The organism is Microbacterium sp. SORGH_AS_0862 (assembly GCF_030818795.1).
In the GTDB taxonomy this organism is placed as follows: domain Bacteria; phylum Actinomycetota; class Actinomycetes; order Actinomycetales; family Microbacteriaceae; genus Microbacterium.
Map to the genome: position 1 here is coordinate 1,662,817 of NZ_JAUTAY010000001.1, position 20,625 is coordinate 1,683,441.

The following is a 20,625-nucleotide window of genomic DNA, read 5'->3' on the forward strand; positions in this document are numbered from 1 at the left end:
GGACGAACCGTGGCAGGACCCTGGGCGCGCGGTGCATGCGCCCGCATCCGTCCCCGACGTCGAACCCATCCCGCGAAACTGCATTCTTGTCACGAGATCACTGTCATTACCCGAGATCTCGTGCTGGAGATGCATTCTCGCGGCCCTGAGGGCGAGCGGATGCGGGCGGGCTAGCCGATGAGGGAGGGTGCGAGGTCGCGGAGGGTGCGCTTGTGCGTCATCCGTGTGACGCCCAGTGCTGCGAGCACCAGGGCTCCCAGCATCCAGGTGAGGAGCACGGTGATGTCGCTGCCGATCCGGGCGATGTCGCCGCCGTACATGAGCTGTCTCATCGCATCGACGACGAAGCCCATCGGCAGCACGTGGTGCAGTCCGGTCAGTGGCGCAGGAAGCGTCTGCCACGGGAACGTCCCGCCTGCCGTCACGAGTTGCAGGACCATGAGCACCAGACCTAGGAACTGACCGACCGATCCGAACCACACGTTCAGCGCGAGGATGATCGCGGCGTACGTGAGGGATGCGAGCACCATGATGCCGAGCGTCGCGAGCGGATTCGCGAACGTGAACCCGAGCGCGAGCGACAGCACGCCGAACAACGCGATCATCTGGATGCCGCCGAGAAGACCCGGCGTCAGCCAGCCCGCCAGGGTGATGCGGACGGGGGAGTGGAGCGCCGTGATCGCGCGGCGAGAGATGGGCTTCACGATCAGGAAGAGCGCGTAGATGCCGATCCAGCCCGCGAGCGAGGCGAAGAAGGGGGCGAGCCCCGCGCCGTAGTCCGCCGCCGCCGCGACCTTGCTCGATTCCACATCCACCGGATCGGCGATCGTGTCGGCCTGCTGCTCGCGCAGCGCCGCGTCGGAGTCCGGGATCTGCGCCACACCGTCGGCGAGTCCGCTCGAGAGCTGATCGGCGCCGTCGTCCAGCTGGGACAGGCCCGACGTGAGCGTGCCGGTGCCGTCGCGGAGCGCCGCCGCACCGTTTGCCGCGGATGCTGCGCCGTCCGCGAGCTGCGCCGAACCGCTCGCAAGGCTCGCCGCTCCCTGCGACACCTGCGCGGCGCCGGCGTTCAGCCGGTCGATCTGACTCACGGCGGACTGGACCCGGTCGTTCGCGGACGACACGTCGCCGCCGAGGGTGTCGAGTCGCGCGAGCACGGTGTTGATCTCGTCGGGGGTGAGGCCGCGCGCGGCGAGCTCGTCGGCGATCGCGGAACGGATGGCGGGCAGATCGTTCACCAGGCCCTGCGACGCCGTGGCCGCGCGGTCGGCGTAGCCGTCGAGCGTGGCGGTGCCCGCTGCCACCTGGCTCGCGCCGTCGGCGAGCTGCGAGGCTCCGCCGGCGAGCTGGGAGGCGCCGGATGAGAGCTGGGCCGTCCCGTCGGCGAGCTGGGAGGCGCCGTCGCCGAGCTTCTGGGATCCTGCCAGAGCGGATGCCGCGCCGTCGGCGAGCTGGGAGGCGCCGTCGGCCGCGGTGACGAGGTTGCCCCGGATGTCGCTGATCGCCGTCAGCAGGCGGTTGGCGGCTTGGGTGCCGACCAGCTTCGCGACCGAGGCGCGGATCTTCTCGATCGCCTGGGAGCCGATCGTGGAGGCGAGGTAGTTGTTCGCGTCGTTGGTCGACAGCTCCAGCCCCGCCTGGCGCGGCGAGGTTCCGGCAGCCGACTGCAGGGCGTCGGAGAAGTCGGCGGGAATCGTGACGGTGAAGTCGACCGCGCCGTGCTTCAGTGCGTCCTGGGCGCCGTCGGCGCTCATCCGCTGCCAGTCGAACGTGCCGTCCTTCACGAGGTTGTCGGCGACCTCGTCGCCGTAGTTCGTCGTCTCGCCGTTCTCGGTGACACCCGCATCCAGGACGACGAGACCGACCGGCACCTGATCGAGGCGGCCGTACGGATCCTGGTTGGCCCACAGGTACAGGCCGCCGTAGAGCACGGGCACGCACATGAGGGCGATCAGGGCGATGACCGACATCTTCGTGGACGTCAGTCGGCGCAGTTCCGCCGTGATCATCGCGGGGACCTTCATCGCGCCACCTCCGTCTCATCCATCTCGGCCCGCTCGGCGCGGCCCGCGAGAACCGCACCGGCCGCCTGGCCGGCGATCACCAGCACCGCGAGCCCGCGGCCGGCGAACTCCTCCGCCAGATCCCACCACACGCGCGGATCGCCGCCGTGTCTGTCGGGGGAGACGAGCACGAGGGCCTCCACATCCGGGCGCAGCACGCTGAGCTCCAACAGGATGCGCAACCGATCCGCGGGAGCGACGTCGGCGATGGGGGTGCGCGAGATCTCCAGCAGGCCGGCCTCGGTGAGCCACGCCTTGGTCGCGATCGGGTTGGAGGGGCGCCCCGCGAACATGAGCTCCTCGGAGACGACCGTGAACACCGTGACGTTGGGAGCGGGATCCGATACGTCGGGCGCGTCGACGAGCGCGACCTTGCGCCGTACTGCGGAGTTGTCCTCCGCGCCGCCGATCAACACCACTCCGGTGTCGGGCCGCATTCGTCCACTCGCGATGAGTCCCAGAACCGTCGGGCGCTGCTCGGTCTCCGCGGTCGCGAGTCTCGCGCTCCCGCTCTCGTAGGCGAGGGAGACGGGCGCCAGCGCCTGGCCGCCGCGCCCCTTGCTGACGGTGATCGCCTCGATGCGCATCAGTCCTCCTCCGCCAGCTCGGGGTGAGTCTCGAGCAGGGCGTCCGTCTCGCGCCAGGAGAGTCCGGCGACACTGAGCACGGTACGCACGGCGAGGCCGCGCGCGTGCGAACTCGCCGCATCGATACGGGTGATCACCATGCGCGCCGCCTCCTCGATGAGTCGCGCGAGCGTCGGCGCGGTCAGGTCGGTGCGCAGCGTCCCGGCATCCTGTCCTTCGCGCACGATCGCCATCAGGCGGCGCCGGAGCGGAGCGAGGATGTAGGCGGTCTGCTCGATGTGCGCGTCGTCGAGCGCGAGGGACGCGGCGACCTGCACCTGCGCGGCCTCGTCCCACAGGCGTGCCGCCAGTCGTGCGAGGGCGAGAGGCGCCGGCTCGTCGGTGGTCGTCTCGGCGGCGAGGGCGTTGAAGCGCTCGGCCCCGGAGCGGACGAGCTCGGCCACGAGGGCCCCACGGTCGGGGAAGTGGCCGTACACGGCGCGGCGGCTGACGCCTGCAGCCTCGGCGATCGAGGCGATGGATGCGTGCGGGTCGCGCGCGATCAGAGAAGTGGCGGCCTCGACGAGCGCCGCGCGATTGCGCAGGGCGTCAGGGCGCGACGAAACAGCGGTGGGCATGACGAGGAGTCTACGCCCAAAACTGCACACTCGTGTGCAGTTTGTGATCAGTCGGTTCCGGCGTCGAAGGCCGCGGCCTCGTTGACCGCATCCGTCGCCTCGGCGAGACCCTCGCGGTCGGCGTCGTAGGGCTCGGCGTGCTCGACGATCTCGTCCGCGGCACCGCGCCGCAGCTCGCCCATCAGCGCGCCGGTCGCGCCGCCGATGAGTCCCAGGCCCGCGTACTGCTCCAGACGTGCGCGCGAGTCCTGGATGTCCAGGTTGCGCATCGTGAGCTGGCCGATGCGGTCGGTGGGCCCGAACGCCGCGTCGCCCACGCGCTCCATCGACAGCTTCTCCGGTCCGTACGACATGTGGGGAGCGGTCGTGTCGAGCACCGAGTAGTCCTCGCCGCGGCGCAGACGCAGGGTCACCTCGCCCGTGATGGAGGACCCGACCCACTTCTGGATCGACTCGCGCAGCATGAGCGACTGCGGCTCCAGCCAGCGTCCCTCGTACATGAGGCGGCCGAGACGGCGGCCCTGCTCGTGGTAGGTCGCGAGGGTGTCCTCGTTGAGGATGGCGTTGACGAGACGCTCGTAGGCGATGAACAGCAGCGCCATGCCGGGGGCCTCGTAGATGCCGCGGGACTTGGCCTCGATGATGCGGTTCTCGATCTGGTCGCTCATGCCCAGGCCGTGGCGTCCGCCGATGCGGTTCGCCTCGAACACGAGCTCTACCGGATCGGTGTACTCGACGCCGTTGAGGGCGACCGGGCGGCCGCGCTCGAAGGTGACGGTCACGTCCTCCGTGGCGATCTCGACGGCCGGATCCCAGAACCGCACGCCCATGATGGGCTCCACGGTCTCCAGCGACACGTCGAGGTGCTCGAGCGTCTTGGCCTCGTGGGTCGCGCCCCAGATGTTCGCGTCGGTCGAGTACGCCTTCTCGGCGCTGTCGCGGTACGGGAAGTCGTGCGCGACGAGCCACTCGCTCATCTCCTTGCGGCCGCCGAGCTCGGTGACGAAGTCCGCATCCAGCCACGGCTTGTAGATGCGCAGCGCGGGGTTGGCGAGCAGGCCGTAGCGGTAGAACCGCTCGATGTCGTTGCCCTTGTAGGTGGAGCCGTCGCCCCAGATGTCGACGCCGTCCTCCTTCATGGCGCGCACGAGGAGGGTTCCCGTGACCGCGCGGCCGAGGGGCGTCGTGTTGAAGTAGGTGCGCCCGGCGCTGCGGATGTGGAAGGCGCCGCAGGCCAGGGCCACGAAGCCCTCCTCGACCAGCGCGGTCTTGCAGTCGACCAGGCGCGAGACCTCGGCGCCGTACTGCAGCGCGCGGCCGGGGATCGACGCGATGTCGTCCTCGTCGGGCTGGCCGAGATCTCCCGTGTACGTGCAGGGCACGGCGCCCTTGTCGCGCATCCACGCGACGGCGACGGAGGTGTCGAGGCCCCCGGAGAACGCGATGCCGACGCGCTCGCCGACGGGCAGGGACTGCAGGACCTTGGACATGCTCTCGATTCTACTGAGCCGACGGATGCGGCCCGTGCCGCCGCTTCTGTGGAGAACTCGCCTGCCGTGGCGGCGAGGGGAAGACTGGGCGGAGAGGATCAGGGGGAGCACATGTCGTTCGATATCGCCGTGTTCGATCCCGCGGGCGCGCCGCGGGACGTGTACCGGCTGCAGGAGTGGTTCGACGCGCAGATCGGGAGCGCACCCGCCGCATCCATCGCCGCCTGGGAACGCGAGATGCGTCAGAGCTTCCGCGGCTACGAGGAAGCACCGGAGGAGTTGCCTCCCGGCGGTCGCTACGCCGACTACGGACCGGCCGGCCAGACGGCGACCCTGCACTGCGCATGGGATGCGGCAGATGAGCTGGAACCGCTCGTCTGGGCGACGGCGGCACGGCACTCGCTGGCCGTCTGGGCGTACAGCACCGCGGCCGACCGGGTCTGGTGGCCGCCGACCGAGAGCTTCGAGGACGCGCCGCATCCGGGACTCGTCCTGCGCACCGAGACGCTCGGCACGCACGAGGCGCCGTCGGACGCGTTGATCGCGGCCGCCGTGAGCTGGATCGACGACGTCAACGGCCCGGGCTACGTCATCCTCGAATCTTCGCAGGACGACTACGCGCAGACGGCCGGCGGCCGTGCGGGGCTGACGGTCGAGTGGCGCCGCCGTCGTCGCGGCCTCGCCCGCATCCGCGGCTTCTGGCACGGCGTGGCGGCGACGGATCCCGACACGTCCGGACCCGATGTGCGGCTGGCGCGATTCCGGGCGACCCAGACGATCCTCGCGAACGAGCTGCTCGACGTCGATGATGCCCGGCGCATCCTCATCGACTTCGCGCACGGCGAGCAGCCCACCGGGGTTTACGCCTGGCACGACATCACCGACACGTTCACGAAGCGCTGAACGAGCCCGCTGCGCAGGCGACCACGCGCCGAACGCGCATACATTCACCGAGTGCGCATTCGATCGGATGCTCGCTCGATGAAAGGATGCTCGCTCGACACAGACGTCGCAGGCCGCCGGCGGCGTATGCGGCCGCGATCAGCCGACGGTCACGCCGGTGATCGTGATCGGGGTCTTCGGCTTCCCGTCGGCGCCGCCGCTGTCCGTACCGGCCGCGGCGATCTGCTGCACGTGGGCGATGCCGGCCGCATCCATGTGTCCGAACACCGTGTAGTCCGGGTTCAGCTGGGTGTCCTGGTAGACGAGGAAGAACTGCGAGCCGTTCGTGCCCGGGCCGGCGTTGGCCATGGCGACGGTTCCCGCCGGGTAGGTCTCGGATCCGTCCAGCTCATCGGCGTAGCGGTAGCCGGGGCCGCCCATGCCGGTCGCGGTGGGGTCGCCGCACTGCAGCACGAAGATGCCGGAGGTCGTGAGCCGGTGGCAGTTCGTGTCGGTGTAGTACCCCTGGGTGGCGAGGGAGACGAAGCTGTTCACCGTGCAGGGGGTGCGGTCCGCATCCATGCTGATCGGGATGTCGCCGGCGGAGGTTTGCAGCGTGACGGCGACGGTGCCGGTGACGGCGGGCTCGGACGGCGGGGTCGTGACCTCGCGCGCCGCGGCGCCGCCGGCGGAGTAGGTGCAGGTGCCGGCCGTCTCTGTCTCAGCGGACGAGGCCGTGCTCTGGGTCGTGAGGGCGGGGGCAGGGGCCGCGCTCGCGCATCCGGACAGGAGGGCGAGGGCGGCGACGGTGAGGGGAAGAGCGAGGAGTCGGGCACGCATGCAGTCAGCGTATCCGTGCGCATGGGATTCGCAGTGTGGCCTTTGCGGATATGACCAGGTCGCGCGGGTGTCGCGGGCGGGTCTGGGCACAGCGCGGGGTGGGCGGGGTCGCCGGACGCGAGGTGCCACACTTCTGCACACCCGCGCCAGTTGTTCTGAGGCGCAGGTGCGCAGAAGTGTGGCGGTTGCGCAACTGCGACGCAACTCGGGCAAAGACGGGAGCCGGAACCGGAGCTCGAGCCGGGGAGCGGGGGGAACCGGAGCTCGAGCCGGGGAGCGGGGGTCAGCGGGGTCAGAGGGGTCAGCGGGGGAGGCGGGGGACCGCGGCGACCAGCTCGCGCGCGTAGGGGGTCTCGGCGGCGGTGAGGATGCGGGCGGTCGGCGCCTCCTCCACGACACGGCCGTGCTGCAGCACCACGGTCCGCTCGCACAGGGCGGCGACGGCACCGAGGTCGTGCGAGACCATCACCAGCGCGAGGCCCGTCTCCTCGCGCAGGCGCGCGAGCAGCTCGATGACCTGCACGCGCGTGGTCACATCCAGCGCGCTCACCGGCTCGTCGGCGAGGAGCACGCGCGGGCGCGACACGATCGCCCGGGCGATCGCGATGCGCTGGCGCTGACCGCCGGAGAACTCGTGCGGGTAGCGCTGGAGGGTGTCCGCGGACAGCCCCACGGCGGCGACCGCCTCGGCGACGCGGGCCGCCGCATCCGCTCCCGACGCGAGGCCCAGCGAGCGCAGCGGCTCGCCGACGATCCGGTCGATGCGCTGGCGGGGATCGAGCGACGAGTACGGATCCTGGAAGACGGGCTGCACGCTCGCGCGGAACCGCCGCATGAGCGCGCGATCGCGGAGGACGAGGGGCGCGTCGTCGAAGCGCACCTCGCCGTCGCGCGGACGCGACAGCCCCAGCAACAGGCGCAGGATCGTGGACTTGCCCGCGCCCGATTCGCCCACCAGGCCCACGGACTCGCCGGCACCGACCGCGAGCGAGACATCCTCGAGAACCGTCTGAGATCCGTACGCGAACCCCGCAGCGCGAAGCTCCAGCACGCTCATCGCGCACCCCCTTCGTCCCGCGGACCCGCGTCGAGGGCAGAGTCGAGGATGCGGGCACTGCCGATCAGCTGCGCCGTGTACGGGTGTGCGGGTTCGGTGAGCACCGTGGCCACGGTTCCCTGCTCGATCATCGCGCCCTGGCGCAGCACGATCACGCGCTCGGCCATGCGGGAGATCACCGCGAGGTCGTGACTGATGAACAGCAGGGCCATCCCGCGTTCCGCCACCAGACGCTCGAGCAGCGCGAGCACGCCGTCCTGCACCGTGACATCCAGCGCCGTCGTCGGCTCGTCCGCGATCAGCAGCCGCGGGCGAGCGGCCAACGCGATCGCGATGGCGATCCGCTGCCGCTGGCCCCCCGAGAGCTCATGCGGGTAGGCGCGCGCGATCCGCGGGTCGGGCAGCGCGACCTCGTCCAGAGCGGCGGAGACGGCTTCACGCAGCTGCGTCCCGCGCAGCCCGCGCCAGCGCCGCAGCGGCTCGGCGATCTGGCGCCCCACCCGCATCAACGGGTCGAGGGCCGTCAGCGGTTCCTGGAAGACGATCTGCGCGACGGGGCCCCGCAGCGTTCTCAGATCCGCATCCCGCGTGCCCACGACCTCTCGGTCGTCGAGACGGATCGAGCCGGATGCGGACAGCGCAGGAGGCAGCAGGCCCAGCACCGCGAGGGCGGTCAGCGACTTGCCGGATCCGGACTCGCCGATCACCCCGACGCGCTCGCCGGGCGCGACCTCGAACGAGATGTCGCGCACGGGCGTCGCGCCGCCGGCGCGCACCGACAGCCCGGTCACCGAGAGAAGGCTCATCGCGACCTCCGCCGGGTCGGGTCGGTCCACTCGCGCAGTCCGTCCGCGAGGAAGTTGATGCCCAGCACGAGCGCCACGATCGCGATGCCCGGCGCGATGGCGCCCACGGGCGCGGTCAGCACGGTTCCCTGCGCCTCCTGCAGCATGCGCCCCCAAGATGCGTTGGGCGGCGGGGCGCCGAGACCGAGATACGACAGGCTCGCCTCCGCGAGCACCGCGATGCCGAACTGCAGCGCGAGGCTGACCAGCAGCGTCGGGGCGATGTTGGGCAGGACGTGCTGCCGGATGATGCCGCCCAGCCGCGTCCCGCTCGTGCGCGCCGCGACCACGTACTGCTCGCCGAGGACGCGCCGTGCCAGGATGCGGGTCAACCGGGCGACGACGGCCGACATCGCCAGCCCGATCGCGAGGATCGCCGAGAACAGCGACGGACCCTGCACAGCGACCACGAGCATCGCGAGCAGGAGCACGGGGAACGCGATCACCACGTCGAGAGCGGCAGAGAGCGTGTCGTCGAGCCAGGGCCGGGCGAACGCGGCCACGAGCCCCAGCGAGATGCCGATCACGGCGGCGATCAGCACCGCGCCCGCCCCGACCGTCAGAGCGATGCGCGCGCCCACCATGAGCTGGCTCAGCAGGTCGCGGCCCAGGCGGTCGGTGCCGAGAAGGTGGCCGGGGCCCGGCGGTTCGAGCCGGTCACCGCTGATGTCGCTCAGCGGATACGGCAGCCAGACGAGCGAGACGATCGCGGTGAGCACGACGAGTCCCACCAGCACGATCCCGATGATCAGGGTCGCGTGCGGCCGGCGCCGCCGGACGGATGCGGTGGCCACCGCATCCGTCTGAGTCTTCAGAGCCGCGCCGCTCATCGGTTGCCCGAGACGCTCGTGCGCAGGCGCGGGTCGATCAGGCGCTGCACCACGTCGGCGGCGAAACCGACGAGCAGCACGAACAGGGTGCTGACCACGAGGACGCCCTGGATGTTGGCGAAGTCGTGCTGCTCGATACCGGTGAGCAGCATGCTGCCGAGCCCCGGCAGCGTGAACACGCTCTCCACCACGACGGCGCCCAGCAGCGTCGTCGAGAGTTCGATACCGAGCACGGCGACGACCGGTACGGCGCCGTTTCGCACCCCGTGACGCAGGAGCGCCTCGGCGCGGGAGGCGCCGCCCGCTCGGGCGGTGCGCAGGTAGTCGCTGCCGAGCACGTCGAGGGTCGCGGCACGCACGTAGCGGCTGAGCGACGCGCTCATCACGATCGCGATCGTGATGACGGGCAGGGTCAGCGAACGGAGGGCGTCGGAGGGATTCTCCCAGTCCTGGCGGGGGAACCCGCCCGAGGGCAGCAGACCCAGTTGGAGGGCGAAGATCCACACCAGGATGACGCCCACCCAGAAGACCGGAACCGCCACCCCGAGCTGCGCGAACCCCGACAGCAGGATGCCGTACCAGCGGTCGGCCTTGACCGCGGCGGTGATGCCCACGATGAGCGAGACGACCAGCGCGAGGCCGAAGGCGAGCAGGGTGAGCGGGAGCGTGATCGCCAGCCGCGCCGCGACCTCGTCGCCGACCGACCGGGACGAGATGTACGACTCGCCGAGGTCGAAGCGCAGCAGCTGCGCGGCCCAGGTCGCGAACTGCTGCACCAGCGGCTGGTCCGAGCCGACCTGGGCCCGGGCCGCCGCGATCTGCTCCGGCGTCGCGTCCACCGAGAGCAGGGCGTTGGCGGGATCGCCGGGCAGCAGCCGAAGCAGGACGAAGATGACGACCATGGCGACGACGAGGGAGACCGCGAGGAACGCGGCCCGACGCAGCAGATAGACGACCATGGGGTTCACCGGGAATGGATGATGCCGCCGACCAGGTCGGTCGGCGGCATCATCCGTCGATCAGGACTTGACGATGTCGTAGGCGAAGAACTGCGAGTTCAAGCCGTTGACCGGGTACCCGCTGACGTCGCTGGAGGCGACGACGATCTGCGGGTAGAGGTACAGCCACACGCTAGCCGCATCGGCCGCGATCTGCTCGTTGACCTGCTTGAGCAGCGAGGTCTGCTCGTCGACGGTGGTGGCCTGCTCGGCCTCGGAGACCCACTGGGTCACCTGCGGGTTGTTGTAGCCCCAGTAGAAGTCGGGGTTGCCGTACCAGACCACGTCGCGGTCGTTCACGTGCTCCTGCAGGGTGGCGGTGAAGTCGCGGTCCTTGAAGACCTTCGTGTACCACTCGTCCGCGCTGATCGTGTTGATCTCGACCGTGATCCCGACCTCGGCGAGCTGCGACTGCAGGAACTCCGCCACGGCGGGGTGCGGGTCATAGCTCGGGGTGTCGAGGGTGAAGGTGAAGCCGTCGGCGTAGCCCGCCTGCGCGAGAAGCGTCTTGGACAGCGCCGGGTCGTAGGGGTTCACGCCGGTGAGGTCCTCGTACCAGGGGTCCGTCGGCGGGACCATCGAGCCGATGAGGGTGCCGTAGTCGCCCCAGATCGAGCTCAGCAGCTTCTTCGTGTCGATGGCCGAGTACACGGCCTTGCGCACGTCGACGTTGTCGAAGGGGGCGACGCGGTCGTTGAAGGCGAGCAGCTCCTTCGTGGTCGAGGTGCCCTCGCTCACGACGTAGTCGCTGTTGCCGTCGAACTGCGCCAGCTGGTCGGGGCCCTGGATGCTGGTGATGAGGTCGATCTCGCCCGTCAGCAGCGCGTTGTTCTCGGCCGTCGCGTCGGTGAAGTACGTGAAGACGACCTCGGCGTTCTTCGCGGCGCTGCCCCAGTAGCCGTCGAAGCGCTTCAGGGTCAGCGTGCTGCCCTGCTTCCACTCGTCGAGCGTGTACGGGCCGGTGCCGTCCTCGGTCGTGGTCAGATCGCCTGCCTCGGTGTTGACGATCCACACGTAGCTCAGGTTGTAGAGGAACGAGATCGAGCGCTGCGAGAGCGTGAACACGACCGTGTTCTCATCGGGGGTCGCGATGTCCGCGATCGGCCCGAAGCTCGACTTGCGGGCCGACTTCGAGTCGTCCGCGAGGACGGCCTCGACGCTCGCCTTGACGTCGGCGGAGGTCAGCTTCTTGCCGGAGTGGAACTCGACGCCCTCGCGCAGCGTGATCGTGTAGGTCAGGCCGTCGTCACTGACCTCTTCGGACTCGGCGAGCAGCGGCTGGACCTCGCCGTCGTCCGTGAGCTTGTAGAGCCCCTCGTAGACGTTGCCGTTGAAGGCCTCGGTCACGCCCTGACCGCCGCCCTGAGTGTTGCTCAGGTTCTGCGGCTCGTACAGCGAGCCGATCACGATCGTGGCGTCGTCGGCGTTCTCGGTCGTGCCGGAACCGGCGGCGCAGCCGGCCAGCAGCAGGGCTGCGGCAGCGGCGGCCGTCACGGCGAGCAGAGGTCTTCTCATGCGGGGATACTCCAGGGTGCTGTGGGTGGGGTCGGGATGCTGTGCGCCGCCGCGTCAAGCGGCGTAGATGTCGAAGCCGTCGCGGAAGACGACGGACTTCTCGCCCGCGCGCACCGGAACCTCGAAACGGTTGGATGCGGGAGGAAGCGGGCAGTTGTACTGAGCGGAGAAGCCGCACGGCGGCACGAAGGCGCGGTTGAAGTCCAGCACGACAGCGTGCGGGTCGCCCTCGACGTGCTGCACGAACAGGAAGCGACCGGGTCCGTAGGTCTCGACGCCGTTGGTGGTGTCGCCGAACACGAGCAGGAGCTTCCCGCCGTCGTCGAAGGCGGCGAGCGTGCGCTCCACCCCGCCGATCGTCGCGGTGATGTCGCCGGGGACGATGAGATCGCGGGTGCCGCCGTTGTCGCGGATGTGCTCGAAGGGCACCGTGCGCGAGGCCTCCACCGGGCGGAATGTGCCGTCGATGACCCAGGCCGGGTCGTAGTCGTAGGTGTCGATGCGCTCGAAGGCGCCGATGGCGGGGGACGCCGCATCCCAGAACCGCAGGCCGTGCTGCGGCTCACCCGTGTCGATGTCGGTGCGTTCGATCTCGGTCACCTGCACGGTGGGCGCAGCCGAGGCCTGCGCGGAGCCGAGATCGGTGCGGGAACCGGTCCAGCGAGTCTCGACGAGGGCGAGGTTGCCGGTGGGGGCGGCGACGGCGCGTTCGCGCGCGGCGTGCCAGCGGGCGTGGTCTTCACGGGCGGACATGATGCGTCCATTCTCGGAACTCGGGGGTGTGGTGCCCAATCGGGCGTCACGGAAGGCAATGCGCCGGACGATCGGGATATTCCCCGCGCGCCCGCGCAGGACCGGCTCGATAGACTGCCGGGAGACCTCCCGCTCGGCGGGTTCACGTCTTCCGGTGCCGTCAGGCGCCGTCATCAGCCACCCGATTCGAGGGAGCCACCCATGCCAGGCATCGTGATCGTCGGCGTCCAGTGGGGCGACGAGGGCAAGGGCAAGGCCACCGATCTGCTCGGCTCGCGCACCGACTGGGTCGTCAAGTTCAACGGCGGCAACAACGCCGGGCACACCGTGGTGATCGGCGACGAGAAGTACGCCCTGCACCTGCTGCCGTCCGGCATCCTCTCGCCCGGCGTGAACGCCGTCATCGGGAACGGCGTCGTCGTCGACCTCGAGGTGCTCTTCTATGAGCTCGAGGCGCTCCAGGCCCGCGGCGTCGACACGTCGCGCCTGCGGGTGAGCGCCAACGCGCACGTGATCACGCAGTACCACCGCACGCTCGACAAGGTCACCGAGCGCTTCCTCGGCAAGCGTCAGATCGGCACCACCGGGCGCGGGATCGGCCCCGCCTACGCCGACAAGATCAACCGCGTCGGCATCCGCATCCAGGACCTGTTCGACGAGAACATCCTGCGTCAGAAGGTCGAGGGCGCCCTCGACCAGAAGAACCACCTTCTCGTGAAGGTCTTCAACCGCCGCGCCATCACGGTCGATGAGATCGTGGAGGACCTGCTCTCGTATGCGGAGCGACTGCGCCCCATGGTCTGCGACACCGGACTGCTGCTGAACGATGCGCTGGATGCGGGAGACGTCGTGGTCTTCGAGGGCGGCCAGGCCACGATGCTCGACGTCGACCACGGCACGTACCCGTTCGTGACCTCCTCGTCGGCGACCGCCGGCGGCGCCGCGACCGGCTCGGGCGTCGGCCCCAACCGGCTCGACCGCATCGTCGGCATCGTGAAGGCGTACACGACGCGTGTCGGGTCCGGGCCCTTCCCGACCGAGCTCTTCGACGAGCAGGGCGAGTGGCTGCGTTCGCGCGGGTTCGAGTTCGGCACCACGACGGGCCGTCCGCGCCGCGTCGGCTGGTACGACGCTCCCATCACGCGTTACGCCACGCGCATCAACGGCATCACCGATCTCGTGCTCACCAAGCTCGACATCCTGACCGGCCTCGAGCAGATCCCGGTCTGCGTCGCCTACGACGTCGACGGGGTGCGCTTCGACGAGGTCCCGGTGAACCAGACCGAGTTCCACCACGCCAAGCCGATCCTCGAGTACCTGCCGGGCTGGTCGGAGGACATCTCGACCGCGCGCACGTTCGAGGAGCTCCCGCAGACGGCGCAGGACTACGTGCTGGCGCTCGAGCGCCTGAGCGGTACCCGCATCTCGGTGATCGGCGTGGGCGCCGCCCGCGACGCCGTCATCGTGCGCCACGACCTCGTCGACTGACGTGCGGCTGCTCACCGGCGGCTACGGCGCCGAGATGGACGGCATCGGCGAAGGCATCGGCGAGTTGCATGCCGGCGCCGCCGACCACTCGATCGCGGGTTCGGCGCTCGCCTTCGCCGGCGTGGTCGCCCCCGTCCACGGGTCGCCCTCGTGGGTCGCGCGCCACCCCACCCTCGATGTCGTCTACGCGGCTCTCGAATCGGCCGGTGCGGTGCAGGCCTTCCGTCGCACGGGTGAGTCCCGGTACGAGCGTCTCGGGCCTGCGGTCCCCGCGGGCGAGGCCGTCTGCCACATCGCCGTCGCGCCCGACGGCGCCTGGCTCATGGCGACGTGCTGGGGGGACGGCCGTGTGGTGCGGATGACGCTGGACGCCACCGGGCGTCCGTCGCGACCCTCTCTCGCTCCGGCACCCGTCGATCCGTATGCCGGTTCGGGAATGTCGGTGTCGACCGCCGTCGCGGAGGCGGCCGACGTGAGTCTCGAGGCGGCGGCCCGTGCCCTGAGGGAGGCGGCCGGCGAGGAGTACGCGCACCTCATCCCGCACCTGGGGGAGTCGGAGGCGCCCGTCGCCCCCGAGCTCGATACCCCGGTGCTGGAGCGCACGCCGCACGCCCACCAGAGCATCCTTCTTCCCGGCGGTGCCGTGGCCACGACCGACATGGGTTTCGATCTCGTGCGGTTCTGGCGCCCCTCCGGCGACGGGCTGCGTGCGGCGGGGCAGGTCGTGCTTCCCCGGGGCAGCGGCCCGCGCCACGGCGTGTGGCATCCGAGCGGGCATCTCTATGTCGTGGCGGAGCTCTCGCGCGAGGTGTTCGTGCTGGCGCCGGATGCGTCGGGCGCCTGGCATCTGGCCGGCGGTGTCCAGCTGGCGGGGACCCTCGACGGCGATACCGCGGCCGAGCTCGCCGCATCCTCCGACGGCTCGTTCCTCGTCGCGGGCGTGCGCGGCAGCAACACGCTCGCCACCGTGCGGGTGGCCGGCGCGGGGGAGCAGCTGCAGTTCGTCGCGCTCGCCGACAGCGGCGTGGACTGGCCGCGCCATCACGTCGTCTCCCGCGACACGGTCCTTGTCGCCGGTCAGCGTTCGGACGAGGTCACGTCCGTCTCACTGGATCTCCGCACCGGAATCGCGGGGCGCGTGCGCTCCCGCGTGGCCGTGCCGTCCCCGACCTGCCTGCTGCCCATCCGCTGAGCGAGCGAAGCGAGCCGAGACGCCGGCGCTCTCAGGCGTCCGGATGCAGCTTCGCGTCCTGCTTGGGGATGATGATCTGCTTGACGATGAGCAGGATCGAGGCGGTGACGGGGATCGCGACCAGCGCCCCCAGCAGCCCGAGCAGGGTGCCGCCCACGAGCGCGCCGATCACGACGAGTGATCCCGGGATCGAGATCGTGCGGTTCATGACGCGGGGTGTCAGCAGGTATGCCTCGAGCTGCATGTAGACGAGATAGGCGATCGCGAACACGAGCGCGCCCATCGGGCTCGCGAACAGGGCGAACACCGAGCCGATCACCCAGAACAGCACCGTTCCGACGAGAGGGATGAGGGTGATGCAGAACGCGACCACCGCGAACAGCTGCGGGAAGGGCAGACCCAGCACCAGGAACATGATCAGCACGAACACGGCGTTGCACAGGGCGAGCACGACCATGCCGCGCAGGTACCCTCCGATGGAGTCCGCGATCTCCTCGGTGAGCGAGGCGACCTTGGTGCGCGAGTAGGCGGGGGCGAGCGAGAGGAGCGACTTCTTCATCGTCGGCAGGGAGGCCGTGAAGTAGAGGCTCAGGACCAGGACGATGATCCCACCGGAGATCCCGGTGACGATCGAGACGCCGACCTTGAGCACACCGCCGCTGATGGAGGCGATGTTGGTCGGGTTGGTGATGAAGTCCTGCACGTGCGACAGGATGTCGGGCAGTGCGCTGCCGAAGGTGTCGTGGAGTGTGCGGTACAGGTCGCTGCGCTGGAACGTCGTGAACAGCTGCGGCACGCTGTTGAAGAACTCCGCGATCTGCTGCACCACGGTCGGGATGATGAGCAGCAGCACCCCGGCCAGCACGATCGCGAAGCTGACGAACACGATCACGATGCCCCAGACGCGTGCGACGCCGCGCTTCTCGAAGAATCGCACGAGCGGGTCGAGGCCGAGGGCGGCGAACAGGGCGAAAGCCACGTAGATCAGCACCGTGGACAGGTTCGAGACCGCGAGTCCGAGCACCAGGGCGAGCAGGCCGCCGAGGGTCACGAAGAACCCGAGGGCGAACGGATGGTGCACGGCGCGCCAGCGAAGGCCCGTGGCGGTGGGCGGGGCGGATGCGGGATCGACGGACCCAGCCGATTCATCGGTCATGACCACACTCTAGGGCGCGGCCCGCGCGGTAGTGTCGAGCGCGAGGAGGACGCCATGACCGAGCCCGTCGACCCGATCTCCACCCTCCAGGGGCTGCGCGCCAGCATCGACAACATCGATGCGGCGCTGACCTTCATGCTGGCGGAGCGTTTCCGCTGCACGAAGGCCGTCGGAGCACTGAAGGCGGAGCACGGCCTGCCTCCCTCCGACCCAGCTCGTGAGGAGCGACAGCTCGCGCGGCTGCGCAGTCTCGCGCTGCAGGCGGACCTCGACCCGGCGTTCGCCGAGAAGTGGTTCAACTTCGTCGTGGCCGAGGTGATCCGCCACCACGAGGCCGCCGCATCCGCCACCGACTGATCCTCGTCAGCGCGGACAGTCGGCCCCGGCCTTCACGCCGCTGAACGCGCGCGCAGCGAGGCGCCGAGGCGGCGGACGACCTCCTGAAGCACCGGAGTCGGGGTCGCGAAGATGAGCCGCGCGAAACCGGTGCCGGCGACACCGCACATGGTTCCCTCCGTGAGCTGGACGGACGCCTCCCGCTGGAAGAAATCGGCGGGCGCGTCGCCGAGGCCGGCGTCGCGGAAGTCGATCCATCCGACGTAGGTTCCCTCGGGCTTCGGCATCCATGCCCCCGGGATCTCCTCGGCGACGAGGTCCCGCAGGACGTCCCGATTGCGTTCGAGGTACGGCACGAGCTCGGCGAGCCAGTCGTCGCCGTCGCGGTACGCCACGGCGTTGGCGACGGCGCCCAGGTTGCTGGTGCCGTGGCCGCCGAACGGGCCGATCTTCGCCCACCTCTCACGGTCGGCGTCGCTCGTGAGGACGAGCTGAGCGCACTTGAGTCCGGGCAGGTTCCACGCCTTGGACGCGCTCATCGCCGTGATCGTGTGCTGAGCGGCGGCCTCGGAGATCGACGCGTACGGGATGTGGGTCGATCCGCTGAAGACGAGCGGAGCCCAGATCTCGTCGGAGAACACGTGTCCGCCGTTGCGGTCGACGACCTCGGAGACGGCGACGAGCTCTTCGCGGCTGAAGACGCGGCCGACCGGGTTGTACGGGTTGCACAGGAGCAGGAGGTTCCCGCCCTCGTCGAATGCGCGCTGGAGCGCGTCGAGGTCGAACTCGTAGCGGCCGTCACGGACGGCGAGCGGTACTTCGATGACCTCACGCCCCCGCATCGGCGGCACGAACAGGAACGGCATGTACGAGGGCGTCGGCACGATGATCTTGGAGCCCGGAGCCGAGCAGTGCTCCATCGCGAGTTCGAGACCGACGATGACATCCGGAACGCCCCACACATCCGATGCCGGAACCTGCCAGCCGTAGCGACGCCCGACGAACTCCGCGGTCGCCTCGGAGAGATCCGCCGCGATCCCCCGCGGCATGTAGCCGAACGACCCGGCTTCCACGGCTCGGTGCAGCGCCTCGGTGATCTTGCGATCGATGCCGAAGTCCATCTCGGCGACGAACGCGCCCAGCGTCCCGTCCTCCGCCGACCACTTCGTGGCCCCGGTGGATCGCAGCTGATCGATGGTGATGGCATCGACGCGTCGTGCGAACTCGCTCATGCTGTTCTCCTCGTCAAGGGCGTGATCCCAACTCCGATCCGGGATCGCGCCCCCTCCATCATCCGCCGTTCTCAGGGGGTGGCGCGCCGCAGCGTCGGGAAGGCGATGGCTGCCAGCAGTGCGGCGATGCCCGCGATCAGCAGCGTGACGCCTCCGAACCCGATCGACACGAACCAGTCGACGACCGACGGCCAGGCGTCCATACGCGTGACGGCGAACAGCGCGAGCACGATCACGGCGGCGACCGCGACGAGGGTGACGATCAGCCACAACGTGCCGAAGCGCTTGAAGATCGTGGCGCCCCAGAAGCCGGAGACGAAGAACAACAGGGCGAGCACGAAGTAGAAGACCCCCGCCAGCGTCGCTCCCGATTCCCAGACGACCCCGACGGCGAAGAAGTAGCCGTTGAGTCCCCAGCCGCCGGTCGCCGTTTCGATGAGCCCGCCGATGACGAAGATGACGGCGAGCATGACGGCGGTGAGCACCGCGGTCAGCATCGTGCCGATGAAGAACTCGCGGCGCGTCACGCTCATCGCCTGCGAGAACGGGAAGGTCATGGTCAGCGCTTGGGCGCCGATGACCGCGAAGTACCAGAGGGGCGCCTGCGCGCCGCCGCCGTAGAAGGCGCCGGTCACTCCGGCGCTGAAGAGGATGCCGTAGACCGCGAGGCTGAGGCCGAAGGCTCCGCCCAGCACGATGAGAGGCACCCAGACGAAAGTCTGCTTGTTGGTCAGCTGCATGCGGACGACCTTGAGGATGCGGTTCATCGCACGACTCCGTTCTCGAGAGCGGGGGACTCGACGCGCTTGGTGAGGCGCACGACGAGCTGTTGCAGGGACACGGGCGCGAGCTCGAGGCCCGCATCCCGCATGCGTGCGCGTTCATCCGGGGTGACCGCGCCGAGCACGGTGACGGATGCGACGCGGCCGAGGCTCTCGCGGTGCAGCACCTCCCGGCCGGCGACGAAGGCGTCGACCGCATCGGCGTCGCCGACGACGCTCGTCGCGCGCTCACGCAGCGCCTCGGTGTCCTCATCCAGCAGAACGCGACCGCCCTCGACGACGATGACCTTCTCGAGGAGGTTCGACACCTCGTCGATGAGGTGGCTCGAGAGGATGATGGTGCGGGGGTGTTCGGCGTAGTCCTCGAGGAGCCGGTCGTAGAAGATCTGGCGGGCGACCGCATCCAGTCCGAGATACGGCTCGTCGAAGAATGTGATCTCGGCGCGGGAGGCGATGCCGATGATGACGCCGACCGCGGAGAGCTGTCCGCGCGAGAGCTTCTTGATGCGTGTCTTCATCGGCAGGCGGAAGTCCGCGACGAGCCGCTCGGCGAGCTCCTGGTCCCAGTTCGGGAAGAAGAGCCTGGCGATGCGGAACGCATGAGCGGGGAGGGCGTCGTCGGGGTAGCGCTGGCTCTCACGGACGAAGCAGACCCGCGAGAGCACGTGGGCGTTCTCGTAGGGGTCCTCGCCGAACACGCGCACCTGTCCCGAGGTGGCGAAGTTCTGCGCGGTGAGGATCGACATGATCGTCGTCTTGCCCGCGCCGTTGCGTCCGAGGAGGCCGTAGATGGCGTCCTTCTCGATGCGGAAGCTGACGTCGTCGATCGCGACGGTGTCGTGGTACCGCTTGGTCAGTGCGCTGACCTCGATCACGGCGGTCACTGGTTCGCTCCTTCGTTGGTGTTGGCGTTGGCGTCGGGGGTGTTGGCGGCGCGGTCCGTGATGAGATGGGTGATGTCCTCCGGGCCGAGTCCGAGCCGGCGGGCCTCGGCCAGCAGCGGCTCGACGAAGCGGTCGGCGAACGCGGTGCGGCGCTCGTTCAGGAGCACCTCGCGGGCGCCGGGGGCGACGAACATGCCCACCCCCCGGCGCTTGTAGAGCACGCCCTTGTCGACGAGCATGTTGACTCCTTTGGCTGCGGTGGCGGGATTGATGCGGTGGAACGCGGCGAGTTCGTTGGTCGACGGCGCCTGGTCCTCCTCGCGGAGGCTGCCGTCGACGATCGCGTCCTCGACGCTCTCCGCGATCTGCAGGAAGAGCGGTCTGCCCTCTTCGATCACTGGGTCCCCGTTCGGTGGTTCATTACTTGACTAACTAACCATGCAACGACGAGTGTGGCGGCGTCAAGTACGCGGATCGACGTGCGCGTCAGGACTCGGATCGCACCGCATCGCGCGTCCGAGATGGACCGGAGCGCGTACGCGTCGCTGTCAGACGATGAAGACGCTCTGTCCGTGCCCGATCTGGAAGGACTCGTACTCGTCGGAGCTGTCGATGACGCGAACGCGCAGTCCGCCCTCGAAGGTCATCGAGAGACTGCGATCGTCGTCGACCACGACGTCCGCGACGAGAGTTCCCAGCGCGGCGACGAGAGTCGCCGCGGCGTCGCGGGTGTCGTCGACCACGGTCTCCTCAGAATCCGTTTGCTGCACCCCCAACTGGCCCTCCACGGACACGTAGATGCCCTCGTCGAAGCGCATGATCAGTTGATAGCGCCCGAAGCACAGCTGGTCGAGTGAGCGTCCGCGCAGAAAGTCGAACGTCTCGCCGGCGGGGATTCGGTACATGGTGTGAACCTACTCCCGCAGAGCACCCGCGCGGAGCCGGTATTCACGCCGCATGTGCGCACGGGCGCGACGTTTGATATCACGCGGGCGCGGTAGCGCGATCGGTCGGATGCGGCAACCGCGGGGGCCGACTTGCGAACCCCGAAAACGCATGACACGTTGGAAAAGGCCCG

21 protein-coding genes are annotated in these 20,625 nt (G+C 69.6%); 4 read left to right on the forward strand and 17 right to left on the reverse strand.

Annotated features, from left to right (window positions below; genetic code table 11):
* Positions 1 to 170: 170 nt before the first annotated feature.
* Genes QE377_RS07990 through argG form a run of 4 tightly spaced genes read right to left on the reverse strand, consistent with a single transcriptional unit; the run spans position 171 to position 4,757 of the window.
* Positions 171 to 2,024 (reverse strand): YhgE/Pip domain-containing protein, encoded by a 1,854-nt coding sequence (locus tag QE377_RS07990; RefSeq protein WP_307321577.1) that lies wholly within the window; start codon positions 2,022 to 2,024, stop codon positions 171 to 173.
* Positions 2,021 to 2,650: a hypothetical protein gene (locus tag QE377_RS07995; RefSeq protein WP_307321579.1), complete on the reverse strand. Its 630-nt coding sequence runs from the start codon at positions 2,648 to 2,650 to the stop codon at positions 2,021 to 2,023. Before QE377_RS07995 ends, QE377_RS07990 begins: the two co-directional genes overlap by 4 nt.
* Positions 2,650 to 3,267: a TetR/AcrR family transcriptional regulator gene (locus QE377_RS08000; RefSeq protein ID WP_307321581.1), complete on the reverse strand. Its 618-nt coding sequence runs from the start codon at positions 3,265 to 3,267 to the stop codon at positions 2,650 to 2,652. The genes QE377_RS07995 and QE377_RS08000 overlap by 1 nt, the downstream gene beginning before the upstream one ends.
* A 47-nt stretch (positions 3,268 to 3,314) precedes the next feature.
* Positions 3,315 to 4,757 carry an argininosuccinate synthase gene (argG, locus tag QE377_RS08005; RefSeq protein ID WP_307321583.1) on the reverse strand — a complete coding sequence of 481 codons (1,443 nt, stop codon included), beginning with the start codon at positions 4,755 to 4,757 and terminating at the stop codon, positions 3,315 to 3,317.
* Between the two features lie 111 nt (positions 4,758 to 4,868).
* On the opposite strand from argG, the gene QE377_RS08010 reads away from it, so the two are divergent.
* Positions 4,869 to 5,660, forward strand: coding sequence for a hypothetical protein (locus tag QE377_RS08010; protein WP_307321586.1), 792 nt, complete (start codon positions 4,869 to 4,871; stop codon positions 5,658 to 5,660).
* A 138-nt stretch (positions 5,661 to 5,798) separates the two neighbouring features.
* Here the strand turns inward: QE377_RS08010 and QE377_RS08015 are convergent, their stop codons facing one another.
* From QE377_RS08015 to QE377_RS08045, 7 genes are all read right to left on the reverse strand, one after another.
* Entirely contained in the window at positions 5,799 to 6,479 is a 681-nt protein-coding gene (locus QE377_RS08015) for a peptidylprolyl isomerase (RefSeq protein WP_307321589.1), read from the reverse strand.
* 301 nt (positions 6,480 to 6,780) lie between these two features.
* Complete coding sequence (locus QE377_RS08020) at positions 6,781 to 7,536, reverse strand: ABC transporter ATP-binding protein (protein ID WP_307321592.1); 756 nt, start codon at positions 7,534 to 7,536, stop codon at positions 6,781 to 6,783.
* Positions 7,533 to 8,342 (reverse strand): ABC transporter ATP-binding protein, encoded by an 810-nt coding sequence (locus QE377_RS08025; RefSeq protein WP_307321594.1) that lies wholly within the window; start codon positions 8,340 to 8,342, stop codon positions 7,533 to 7,535. Before QE377_RS08025 ends, QE377_RS08020 begins: the two co-directional genes overlap by 4 nt.
* On the reverse strand, positions 8,339 to 9,211 hold the full coding sequence (locus QE377_RS08030) for an ABC transporter permease (RefSeq protein ID WP_307321596.1): 873 nt from the start codon (positions 9,209 to 9,211) through the stop codon (positions 8,339 to 8,341). Before QE377_RS08030 ends, QE377_RS08025 begins: the two co-directional genes overlap by 4 nt.
* A complete protein-coding gene (locus QE377_RS08035; protein WP_307325909.1) occupies positions 9,208 to 10,170 on the reverse strand; it encodes an ABC transporter permease in 963 nt (320 codons plus the stop codon). The genes QE377_RS08030 and QE377_RS08035 overlap by 4 nt, the downstream gene beginning before the upstream one ends.
* A 60-nt stretch (positions 10,171 to 10,230) precedes the next feature.
* Positions 10,231 to 11,724 (reverse strand): ABC transporter substrate-binding protein, encoded by a 1,494-nt coding sequence (locus tag QE377_RS08040; RefSeq protein ID WP_307321599.1) that lies wholly within the window; start codon positions 11,722 to 11,724, stop codon positions 10,231 to 10,233.
* Between the two features lie 54 nt (positions 11,725 to 11,778).
* A complete protein-coding gene (locus tag QE377_RS08045; protein WP_307321601.1) occupies positions 11,779 to 12,477 on the reverse strand; it encodes a DUF1684 domain-containing protein in 699 nt (232 codons plus the stop codon).
* A gap of 201 nt (positions 12,478 to 12,678) precedes the next feature.
* Between QE377_RS08045 and QE377_RS08050 the strand changes: the two genes are divergently transcribed.
* Positions 12,679 to 13,965, forward strand: coding sequence for an adenylosuccinate synthase (locus tag QE377_RS08050; protein WP_137418441.1), 1,287 nt, complete (start codon positions 12,679 to 12,681; stop codon positions 13,963 to 13,965).
* 1 nt (position 13,966) lies between these two features.
* Positions 13,967 to 15,157, forward strand: coding sequence for a beta-propeller fold lactonase family protein (locus QE377_RS08055; protein ID WP_307321607.1), 1,191 nt, complete (start codon positions 13,967 to 13,969; stop codon positions 15,155 to 15,157).
* A 31-nt stretch (positions 15,158 to 15,188) separates the two neighbouring features.
* On the opposite strand, the gene QE377_RS08060 is transcribed toward QE377_RS08055, so the two are convergent.
* Positions 15,189 to 16,313, reverse strand: coding sequence for an AI-2E family transporter (locus QE377_RS08060; RefSeq protein ID WP_307321612.1), 1,125 nt, complete (start codon positions 16,311 to 16,313; stop codon positions 15,189 to 15,191).
* Positions 16,314 to 16,367: 54 nt separating this feature from the next.
* Here QE377_RS08060 and QE377_RS08065 point away from each other — a divergent pair, with 54 nt between their 5' ends.
* Positions 16,368 to 16,670: a chorismate mutase gene (locus QE377_RS08065; RefSeq protein WP_234074159.1), complete on the forward strand. Its 303-nt coding sequence runs from the start codon at positions 16,368 to 16,370 to the stop codon at positions 16,668 to 16,670.
* 32 nt (positions 16,671 to 16,702) lie between these two features.
* On the opposite strand, the gene QE377_RS08070 is transcribed toward QE377_RS08065, so the two are convergent.
* From QE377_RS08070 to QE377_RS08090, 5 genes are all read right to left on the reverse strand, one after another.
* Positions 16,703 to 17,881 (reverse strand): MalY/PatB family protein, encoded by a 1,179-nt coding sequence (locus tag QE377_RS08070; RefSeq protein ID WP_307321615.1) that lies wholly within the window; start codon positions 17,879 to 17,881, stop codon positions 16,703 to 16,705.
* Between the two features lie 71 nt (positions 17,882 to 17,952).
* Complete coding sequence (locus QE377_RS08075; RefSeq protein WP_307321617.1) at positions 17,953 to 18,648, reverse strand: hypothetical protein; 696 nt, start codon at positions 18,646 to 18,648, stop codon at positions 17,953 to 17,955.
* Positions 18,645 to 19,547: an ABC transporter ATP-binding protein gene (locus QE377_RS08080; protein WP_307321619.1), complete on the reverse strand. Its 903-nt coding sequence runs from the start codon at positions 19,545 to 19,547 to the stop codon at positions 18,645 to 18,647. The genes QE377_RS08075 and QE377_RS08080 overlap by 4 nt, the downstream gene beginning before the upstream one ends.
* Positions 19,544 to 19,945 carry a GntR family transcriptional regulator gene (locus QE377_RS08085; protein WP_307321622.1) on the reverse strand — a complete coding sequence of 134 codons (402 nt, stop codon included), beginning with the start codon at positions 19,943 to 19,945 and terminating at the stop codon, positions 19,544 to 19,546. Before QE377_RS08085 ends, QE377_RS08080 begins: the two co-directional genes overlap by 4 nt.
* A gap of 150 nt (positions 19,946 to 20,095) precedes the next feature.
* Positions 20,096 to 20,452 carry a DUF6188 family protein gene (locus tag QE377_RS08090; protein WP_307321625.1) on the reverse strand — a complete coding sequence of 119 codons (357 nt, stop codon included), beginning with the start codon at positions 20,450 to 20,452 and terminating at the stop codon, positions 20,096 to 20,098.
* Between the last annotated feature and the right edge of the window lie 173 nt (positions 20,453 to 20,625).